At 43.2% G+C, this 9,181-nt stretch carries 8 protein-coding genes and 2 pseudogenes; 4 read left to right on the top strand and 6 right to left on the bottom strand.

Going from position 1 to position 9,181, the window contains the following annotated elements:
- The first annotated feature begins 26 nt into the window (after positions 1-26).
- The 4 genes and pseudogenes from PX482_RS25935 (at position 27) to hemC (ending at position 3,253) form a co-directional block, all read left to right on the top strand.
- Positions 27-773 (top strand): transposase, encoded by a 747-nt coding sequence (locus PX482_RS25935; protein ID WP_288123207.1) that lies wholly within the window; start codon positions 27-29, stop codon positions 771-773.
- Between the two features lie 68 nt (positions 774-841).
- Positions 842-1,915 (top strand): annotated as a pseudogene (locus PX482_RS25930) (IS630 family transposase).
- A 4-nt stretch (positions 1,916-1,919) separates the two neighbouring features.
- A pseudogene (locus PX482_RS25925) lies at positions 1,920-2,087 on the top strand (element excision factor XisI family protein); the annotation flags it as partial.
- A gap of 206 nt (positions 2,088-2,293) precedes the next feature.
- Complete coding sequence (gene hemC / locus PX482_RS25920; protein ID WP_288123206.1) at positions 2,294-3,253, top strand: hydroxymethylbilane synthase; 960 nt, start codon at positions 2,294-2,296, stop codon at positions 3,251-3,253.
- Between the two features lie 153 nt (positions 3,254-3,406).
- Here the strand turns inward: hemC and PX482_RS25915 are convergent, their stop codons facing one another.
- The 6 genes from PX482_RS25915 to PX482_RS25890 all read right to left on the bottom strand — a co-directional run bounded on the left by PX482_RS25915 (position 3,407) and on the right by PX482_RS25890 (position 8,778).
- Complete coding sequence (locus tag PX482_RS25915) at positions 3,407-4,285, bottom strand: sulfite exporter TauE/SafE family protein (protein WP_288095824.1); 879 nt, start codon at positions 4,283-4,285, stop codon at positions 3,407-3,409.
- Between the two features lie 201 nt (positions 4,286-4,486).
- A complete protein-coding gene (locus tag PX482_RS25910) occupies positions 4,487-5,032 on the bottom strand; it encodes a rhodanese-like domain-containing protein (RefSeq protein WP_002758815.1) in 546 nt (181 codons plus the stop codon).
- A complete protein-coding gene (locus tag PX482_RS25905; protein ID WP_284526102.1) occupies positions 4,992-5,756 on the bottom strand; it encodes an MBL fold metallo-hydrolase in 765 nt (254 codons plus the stop codon). Before PX482_RS25905 ends, PX482_RS25910 begins: the two co-directional genes overlap by 41 nt.
- Positions 5,757-5,963: 207 nt before the next feature.
- Positions 5,964-6,275, bottom strand: coding sequence for a ferredoxin (locus tag PX482_RS25900; RefSeq protein ID WP_002758813.1), 312 nt, complete (start codon positions 6,273-6,275; stop codon positions 5,964-5,966).
- A gap of 599 nt (positions 6,276-6,874) precedes the next feature.
- The gene (locus tag PX482_RS25895) at positions 6,875-7,645 is read right to left on the bottom strand and encodes a peroxiredoxin-like family protein (protein ID WP_002758812.1); all 771 of its coding nucleotides are present in this window, start codon (positions 7,643-7,645) and stop codon (positions 6,875-6,877) included.
- A complete protein-coding gene (locus tag PX482_RS25890) occupies positions 7,642-8,778 on the bottom strand; it encodes an anhydro-N-acetylmuramic acid kinase (RefSeq protein ID WP_002758811.1) in 1,137 nt (378 codons plus the stop codon). The genes PX482_RS25895 and PX482_RS25890 overlap by 4 nt, the downstream gene beginning before the upstream one ends.
- Between the last annotated feature and the right edge of the window lie 403 nt (positions 8,779-9,181).

The raw sequence follows: 9,181 nt of genomic DNA, 5'->3' as shown, positions 1-9,181 counted from the left end.
TTATAGAGAAAGGCATTTAGCGATTTTTGTCAATTGTTTTTGCTCTAGAGCGAACTAATCAATTAAGTCTCTTGCCAGATAAGGATTTAGTCGATTTATGCCCCCCTATCGAACCATACCAAGTAACGAAGAACCCAATATATAAACAACCCAATTGTGCTGATCCTCAAGTTAAATTAGCTAAAAAAGCCGATTTAGACTGGTTGTTCTGGGCGCATAGTGCCGGAGAAATCCGTCTAAAATTTTTGGATGAATCAGGTTTTTCTCTTTGGAGTCCCGTCAGCTACACTTATGCTCGTCTTGGAGAGCAGAAAGTCTTAGAACAGACTAAAAGACGAGGAAAAAGATTAAATATTCTGGGACTTTACTCGGTGGGAGTGAGTTTTGACTATGGATTGAAATTAGGCTCTCTATACGGGGACACTTATATTAAGCTTCTCGAATGGCAAGCCCAACTTGCTGCCCAACATTTTGAAAAGACGGGGGAGATTACCGTCATCGTTCAAGATAATCATCCCATTCATACAAGTAAGCAAGTCAGAGATTATTGGGATAAGTGGCAGCAGCAAGGATTATTTTTCTTTCAACTGCCCAAATACTCCTCTGAAATGAATCTTATTGAAACTGAATGGCATCAATTGAAAACTCACGAACTGGCAGGTCAAATTTTTCCCGATGAGTACGATTTAGCGATCGCTGTTAAACAAGGGAGCGAAGCTCGCGCTCAAAAAGGAGAATACGAAACTCACTGTTTTAAGTTTAATTCTGCCTAGCTACTTATACCAAATTTCAAAAACTATGGCATACTTATAGAAAAGATGATTAAGTGGATAAATTAGCGATGCCAGTCGTACCCAAAATTGATATTGTTGAGTCAGTAGAAGATTTAAAAGAATTAATGAAACAACAAAAAAGTAGTTTAGCCTACGCTAAAGTACAGTCCTTATATTTTTTGAAGATGGGGGAGGTAGAGACGGTTCGCCATTTAGCGGTATTAATGGGACGAGGGGAAAGAACAATCCATCGCTGGTTAAGTTTTTACAAAAAAAGGAGGAATCGAGCGATTATTATCTGAAGGAAACCCACCAGGAAGACCGAAAAAGATTTCGGTAGAAGAAGTCGCTCTTTTACAAAACGAATTAAAAGACCCAGTGGGTTTTACCAGCTATAAAGAGATTTATTTTTGGCTCTCGGTCGTTCGAGAAATTTCCGTCAGCTATACAACAGTTTATCGTCTCGTTAGACAGGAATTAGGAAGCTCAATTAAAAGTACCTAGACCACGAAATCCGAGACAATTGCCTGGCGAAGTAGATGAGTTTAAAGCGAACTTATCTAAACGACTAAAAGCTTTACTAGACAGGGAAAGCGAGAAAGTAAAGCGTTACGAGAAAGTAAGTTTTTGGTGCGAGGATGAAAGTAGATTTGGTTGTCACACTATTGCTCGGAATAAAATAACTCTTTTCGGAGTTAAGCCGATTGGTAATTTTCAAGATAACTTCCAATGCTTTTGGCTGTACGGGGCTGTAGAGCCTCGACAGGGAAGAAGCTTCTTCTATGAATTCTCCCCTTTAGATGGGGATTGTTTCGGAGAATATCTATTACAACTATCGCCAGCTTTTCCCAATGAATTACATATTTTACAAGTAGATAACGCTCCTGCACATATTGCGGGACACTTAGAAATTCCCGACAATATTATCTTGTTTTATCAACCTTCTTGTTGTCCTGAAGTTAACCCCGCAACAGAGAGTTTGGCTGTACCTGAAAAATTTTCTGGCATGGGAAACTTTTGAATCTCTTGATGCTTTAAGAGATAAACTCGATGCTCTTTTAAATCGTTTATCCAATGACACTATCGGGTATTTAACGGGATGGTCTTGGATTTTAGAAGCTCTATGTCTGTCAGGAATTTAGAAATTTGGTATTACATCTTGATATAAAAAATGGCGAAATTTGGGTTCAACATGATGTCCCTGAAGTGGGAATCGCCAATGAATTAGTTAATTTAGGTGTTCCTAAAGAGGATATTGTCTTAGCTCTTCATGAACCTTTAGTTAGACCCTATACAGGGTTTGCAGTCGGTTAATTTTTTAGATACCAACGCAGAAACCGAACCACTGACCTTAAAACTTTGACCCCTTCCCGAAAACCCCATAACCCTATTTGTCTAAAAATATTAAGAGATGTAACTATTTATGCCTAAGCTAGAAAGTGATTACTCAACAGGGGTGAGATCAGGATAGTCTAGATCGAGCAGTCAGATAGATGTTTAGTTAAATTCCTACTTCAGATATGTCCGTTTCTAGTCCTCCTCGTTCCCTGCGTATCGGTTCCCGTAAAAGTCAGTTAGCCCTAGTACAAACCTATTGGGTACAGGCAGAATTGAGTAAACACCACCCCCATCGACAGTTTGAGGTGGAGACGATGAGTACCCAAGGCGATAAAATTCTCGATGTGGCCCTGGCGAAAATCGGTGATAAGGGTTTATTTACCAAAGAATTAGAAGTGGGAATCTTGGATAGATCGATCGATCTTGCCGTCCATTCTCTCAAGGATCTGCCCACTAAGTTGCCGGAAGGCTTAATCTTGGGTTGCGTCACCGAAAGAGTTAATCCGGCCGATGCTTTGGTGGTAAATAGCGAAAACCAAGACTATCAATTAGACACTTTACCAGAAGGTGCGGTAGTGGGGACTTCTTCCCTGCGGCGATTGGCCCAGTTGCGTTACCATTATCCCCATCTGACTTTTAAGGATGTGCGCGGCAATGTTAACACCCGTCTGGCAAAACTGGACGCGGGAGAATACGACGCGATTATTCTGGCAGTAGCGGGATTGGAAAGGTTAGGATTGGGCGATCGAGTTCATCAGGTTATTCCGGCGGAAATTTCTCTCCATGCGGTGGGACAGGGGGCTTTAGGGATAGAATGCCGCGATGCTGATCCAGAGGTTTTGGAAGTCCTAAAAGTGTTGGAACACGCCCCTAGCCGCGATAGATGCTATGCTGAACGCGCTTTTTTACGGGAGTTGGAGGGGGGTTGTCAAGTTCCCATCGGAGTGAATACGGCGATCGAGGATGGTATCCTAACTTTAACGGGTATGGTGGCTAGTCTCGACGGTAAGCGCCTGATTAAGGACTCGGTTAGCGGTGATCCTAGCCATGGGGAAGTCTTAGGACGAGATTTAGCCCATAAAGTGCGCGAGGCTGGTGCTGGGGAGATTTTAGCCGAGATTTTCGCTGAAGTGGGCCGATAATCAGTGATCAGTGATCAGTTATCAGTGGGTAAGTTATCAGTTATCAGTCTTAAACAGCAAAAAGCTCCAGTGCCTCTCCCATGTAGTTTTAACAAGTGATGTGGATAGGCAAGCAGCTGATCAGTATTGCAGCAATTCTCCCAGTATCGAGATTTAATTGACTTCAGTTCGATTGATAGTCTTCTCCGCTGGGATGATAGAATTGCCTTTCGGAGTCAGGAAATTGTACAGGATATGACGATTTTGAATTAAAACTAAAGTTGCGATCGCTAAGAGAAAATAACCAAAACCTTTTTGTAACTGTTTTGCGGACACAAACTGTCCCAGATAGGAACCGATAAGAGTACCGAGAGCAGCCGCAAAAGCAAAGGATAGGGTTAACTGCCAATCGACGCTAATATGACCTAAATAACCCAGTAATCCGGCTACAGAATTGAGGAAAATAATCAGCAGGGAAGTGGCGATCGCTTGAACCATGGGGATTTTACCCAATAATACCAGCGCGGGAACGATAGCGAAGCCTCCCCCAACCCCAACTAATCCCGTCAGGACACCCACAGCAATTCCTTCGCTCATTAACCAGAGCCAGCAATATCGGCAGACTGGTTGGGGGTAGAGAGTCAGATTTTTTTGCCGATCGCGGGCTTTATAATCAGGATTATCTATCTGTGCTGATCTGCGGATCATAAAGGCTGCCGCTAGGAGCATTAGTGTCGCAAACAGGAGCATCTGGAAGGTGGCAGTGACAAAGGGAAATGTGGCTAATCTTGCTCCCAAAAAAGCCCCTACCATCGTGGCAGAACCGAAGATAAAAGCGGTTTTTAAGTTAATGTTGCCTTTTTTCCAGTGGGGAATCGTGCCGAGTAAACTGACACTACCGATGACTAGAAGCGTCATAGCGATCGCAGATTTGGTCGGTACTCCCATCACATAGACTAGAATCGGTAATGCTAGTACAGAACCTCCTCCTCCTAACAATCCCAGACTAATCCCCGTACAAACGGCTAATAAATGTCCAATTAACCAAGTCATTTCAGTTATCAGTTATCAGTTATCAGTTATCAGTTTCTGAAGGCAACAGGCCCCAAGTAAAGAATCTGACAATTCTCCTACCTAAAAAGAAGGCTAGAAACTAAGTACATCTTAGGTTTTAGATTCTTCTCTTGTTATCAGTTATCAGCAAATCATATTTCATTATTTACTGGTTACTGATTACTGATGACTGATTACTGCTTACTGATGGGGTTGATTATAGGGAAGTTTAGCCAGAAGCATAGCTAAAGCACAGGTATTACTAATCCCCGCAAAAACTAGACCAGAACCGACAAAACCGCTTAAAATCAGGAACCAAGGCGAGAGAAAGGCTCCTAATACTGTTCCGAGGACTACTAAGGAACCAGCGACGATCTGCACCTGACGGAATAGGCTAATTGGCGCATTTTGGTCTTTTTCGGTGGCATAACCCGCACTTTTCCAAGTATTTAAGCCGTTTTTAAGCTGGGCAACTTGGCTAAATCCTGCCGCAATCAGTTTTTGTGCTGCTACAGTGGATCTGCTGCCGGAATTACAGTAGAGAACTAGGGTTTGATTGGGGTCAAAAGCGATCAAATCGGGGTTAAAACTGGAAAGTGGTACTAATTTCGCCCCTGGAATGCGATCGCTTGCGTACTCCCCCGGTTCTCGCACGTCAATTAAGCAAACTTCTCGACGCTCAATTAAGTTTTTTAAAGTATGGGCATCAAATTCTAGTAATTTTGCCTGATTTGTGGTATTGGTCATCGTTAATCTCCTGAATGGATCTTGAAGCTAAAACAACTCCTAAATTACCGCAGCCTTGGTTAGCGGGAACTGCCTCCATGATCTTTTTGGGATCTGGTAAATTAAGACTGTTCATAAACTCGATAAATTGTCTGCGGTTACGTCCGACAAAACGGGGATTGTATTGTTTTTCTTCGGCAATGGTGGAGACAGTTAAACCGCGATAGTCGTGGCCGGGATAAACTAGGGTACTATCGGGGAGAGTGAAAAGTTTTTGCGTGACCGAATCAAAGAGGGTACCAGCATCGCCGCTTTGGAAGTCGGTACGACCACAACCTCGGATAAATAGGGCATCTCCCGTCAAAATATGACTGTTATTGACTAAATAGGCTAGATGACTATCGGTGTGACCAGGAGTAGCGATCCCTTTGATGGTGATATTTCCTAGTAACAATCCCTCTCCATCTGCCAGATGGCGATCAGCACAGGCTACTTGAGCATTTTCGGGAACTATACCCAGACAGCCTGTGATTTGCCTTAATTTTCCAGTTCCTGTGACGTGATCGGCGTGAATATGGGTTTCTAAACAGTATTTTAGCGTTAATCCTAGCTCCTGTAATTGCCGATCATCCCTTTCCACCTGTTCCCGCACTGGATCCACCAATACCGCTTCCTTGCTGACGGGATCGGCAATCAAATAAGTATAAGTGCTGGTTTCGGGATCAAACATCTGACGGAATAGCATTATCTCTGACTCCCTTTATATAACTTTATAACTATACTACCATATAATTATGAATTTGTAGAAAACCTCTAGCAGGATTAATTTTTTGGCTGTATCTCACTGTCGAGTCAAGAGGCAAAAATACAAATAAAGCGAGAACTGTCGCTCTTGCAGTTCCCGCTCTATTATTGTTGGAGTATCTAACCCCCAAATAAATATTGAGTTAAATTAGTACAAATCTTCTTCTTTGTGGGTGACGATCACACAGTCAGAAGTAGGATAGGCGACACAGGTGAGGACATAACCCGCTTCAATTTGATCATCATCTAAGAAGGATTGATCAGACTGATCAACGCTACCAGATTCGATTTGACCAGCGCAACTAGAGCAAGCACCAGCACGGCAAGAAAAGGGTAAATCTAATCCTTCTGCTTCTGCTGCCTCGAGAATATATTCATTATCGGGAACATCAATTGTCTGGTCGCCACCAGGTGTTTTCAGGGTGACTTTATAAGTGGTTGTCTTTGTTTTTTTTGCCATAGGTTGTTCCTCAGTCTTAAAATCCCTTCTCTCGCCGTTTAAACTGAACGGGTCGAATGAGTTTTCCTTTTGATACTACAGGAAAATTTACCCGGCTCAACTTAGCATTAGTAATGACAGCCTTAAATAAACTTAAAATAATATTTACTTATCTCTTAGGTAAATAACCCCCGATAGTTGTGGATCAATCGTTAAATAATCTCATCAATCTTTAGGTAATAAGTAGTCATGCAAAATAAATTTCCTAGTGAAGATAGGCAAGGAGCAAAAGCTTGATCGAAATGTGTAATTAGGGTCTGCTGAAAAAGTTTTTCCTGGGGGTAGGAGTCAGTAGCCGGTCGTCAGGAGCCAGTCGTTTCAGGCTTTGTTGCCCTTGTTTTTTGTACCAAGCGATGTACTACAAGAAGGATAATGCAAGGTTTTTGAAAGTCCCAATCCTATTTTCGCAGCATGAACATCGGACTTTAACAGGTCAAAAGCCTTATTTTAAAAGGGTTTTACCATTATTCAGCAAGCCCTACTTAAGTAGTTTTTTAGCTATCAGCTAGAAAAGGTAAAAGTCAAGAGTTGGGAGTGAGCGAGATGCAGAATAAAAAAGCTTAATCCTGCAAAAAAGCGAGGGGATAACTCATATTCTCAGCAAATCCCAAGATACCTTGATCCCGATGCTCATAGAGTAAATTTCCTTGACTATCAAATAAAAAAGTCCCTCCCCGTTGGGTGAGATAACTACTATCGGGGATATATGTTGACCAATTGCCCAAAACTTGACTCATATTACGAAGTCTCAGGGTGGCTAATTCAAAAGGTCGCTGAAAACCTTGACCCCCAGCAAGATTGAATAGGGAACCCCGGAAAGGTGGTAAAGGCCGCGCTTGCATTGTTTCCTCCTCGGCAATTAATTGGGGGGCTTTGCGATCGCCAAGATAACCCCGCAGCACTTCGGCCAGAGTCCCCGGACTACCCACACCCGCACACATAAAAATTAGATTTAACCAAGCATTTTGCCCGGGAGAAAACCCAGGTAATTTTAGCGATAAACCGCGATAAAGTCCTAATAAATTATGTAATTCGGCTTTGGGGTCAACAAACAGCCAATCTTGCCGAAATTTCGTATATTCAGCGAATTTTAACCCTGAATTGCGATCGCCGATACCGATGGCACGAATGGTTATCCCGGCATTTTGCCAAAGGGCTGCCTCTTTTTCTAACCACCAAGCGTATTCGAGACTATCAAAATCTCCCAATTGCGGCCAAACAAGAATTAAAAGACGTTTATAATCGGCACAATCGCTTAAAATTGGCACTATTTGCCCATCGCTGACCCTTTGGCGTTGAATTGTTGAAAATATTTCATAGCTGCTGCTCATCTGTAAATTTCTCCTAATAAAACCGCTGCTTTTGCCCCCGTGACTTGCGGTAAATTACCGGGGAAATTGTGCCAGCGCCAATAGGCCAAGAGGGCAAAAGCGATCGCTTCTTTAAAATCGCTATTTAATCCTACCTCATCGGTGGTCAAAAGCTTGACATTTGACCCCAAATGTGCTAGGAGTCGTTGGCGCAGGTAGGCATTACGAGCGCCACCACCGCAGAGCAGCACTTCCGCGGGCATTTCTGGCAAAAAGGTTTGATAGCTGTGGGCGATCGAAATGGCGGTTAAATCGGTTAAACTAGCCAACCAGTCGGCATCACTGAGGCAATAAGCTTGGGCATCCTCGCGCAATTGGGCTAGATAGGCGGGGCTAAATAACTCTCTGCCAGTGGATTTAGGGGGATATTGTTGAAAATAAGGCTCCTGTAGCCATTTATGAACTAATTCGGAGCAGGGTTGACCCTGAGCGGACCATTGACCGTTATGGTCGTAGGTTTGTTGTCCTTGGCTCAAAAATTGTACGGCCAAATCGATGAGGACGTTGCCCGGTCCAGTATCCCAACCGAAAATTTTTTGCTGCCAATTTTCCCTTTGTCGGGGGGGTAGATAGGTTAAATTGCCAATACCGCCGATATTTTGAACACAGCGGGCTTTAGTGGGGTGAGAAAGCAGATAAGCGTCAATTTTCGGCACTAGGGGCGCACCGTGACCAGCTTGGGCGATATCGGCAGCGCGAAAATTACTAATGGTGGGAATACGGGTAATTTTTGCGATCGCTGCTCCCCGTCCTAATTGTACCGTGTAACCGAGGCGATCGTTTGCGGGGGGTCGATGAAAAACGGTTTGACCGTGACTGCCGATTAATTGGGCTTTTGGGGCTTCTTTTTGGATATTTAAAGCGGCACGGGCGAATTCTGCGGCGATATCATCATCTAAGCTGGCTAAAGCTTCAAGGTCGAGCTTTTCTCCCCCACAGACTTGTAAAATTGTCTCGCGTAATCGGGGGGAATAGGGATAGGTTTCTCCAGCTAATAACTGCACCTGTGGAGATTCCACTGTACCGCTAATCTCCACTAAAGCGGTATCGATACCATCCACCGATGTGCCACTGATTAAACCGATAACTAACAAGTTTTTTCCCTCAACTGTCGATTGTTGATTATTTTATCTTGAATGTCGGGGTGAAGACCCTCGCGCTTAGCGACGGGATGAAACCCCGACCAGTATAAAACAGCGAAGCACGACATTTCGACACATTTCGACACATTTCGAGGGGCTTCGATGTAAGAGCTTCGATGTCAACTAAAATCTTGACAATCCGATGCTCTACAGGTTAACTTAAAATAAGTTGTTTGAGGTCGATAAACAATGATTGTCTTAGAAATGAAAGCCGTGGTTAAACCAAGTCAGTGTTCTGCCATTGATGAAGCTATTCGTACAGTACAATTCATCAGAAACAAAGCATTAAGGCTTTGGATGGATGCCAAGAGAGAAGACAAAATCGATAAATATTCTCTCAATAAATATTGTGCAG

Source organism: Microcystis sp. M53602_WE12, from assembly GCF_030065455.1.
Taxonomy (GTDB): domain Bacteria; phylum Cyanobacteriota; class Cyanobacteriia; order Cyanobacteriales; family Microcystaceae; genus Microcystis; species Microcystis aeruginosa.
The sequence above is the reverse complement of the archived record's forward strand: the minus strand, read 5'-3'. Positions and strand labels throughout refer to the sequence as shown.

Excerpts from the sequence above, each read along its gene's own strand:
- PX482_RS25915 (WP_288095824.1), bottom strand. The coding sequence starts at position 4,285 with ATGACTTGGTTAATTGGACATTTATTAGCCGTTTGTACGGGGATTAGT.
- PX482_RS25905 (WP_284526102.1), bottom strand. The coding sequence starts at position 5,756 with ATGCTATTCCGTCAGATGTTTGATCCCGAAACCAGCACTTATACTTAT.
- hemC (WP_288123206.1), top strand. The coding sequence starts at position 2,294 with ATGTCCGTTTCTAGTCCTCCTCGTTCCCTGCGTATCGGTTCCCGTAAA.
- PX482_RS25900 (WP_002758813.1), bottom strand. The coding sequence starts at position 6,275 with ATGGCAAAAAAAACAAAGACAACCACTTATAAAGTCACCCTGAAAACA.
- PX482_RS25910 (WP_002758815.1), bottom strand. The coding sequence starts at position 5,032 with ATGACCAATACCACAAATCAGGCAAAATTACTAGAATTTGATGCCCAT.
- PX482_RS25895 (WP_002758812.1), bottom strand. The coding sequence starts at position 7,645 with ATGAGCAGCAGCTATGAAATATTTTCAACAATTCAACGCCAAAGGGTC.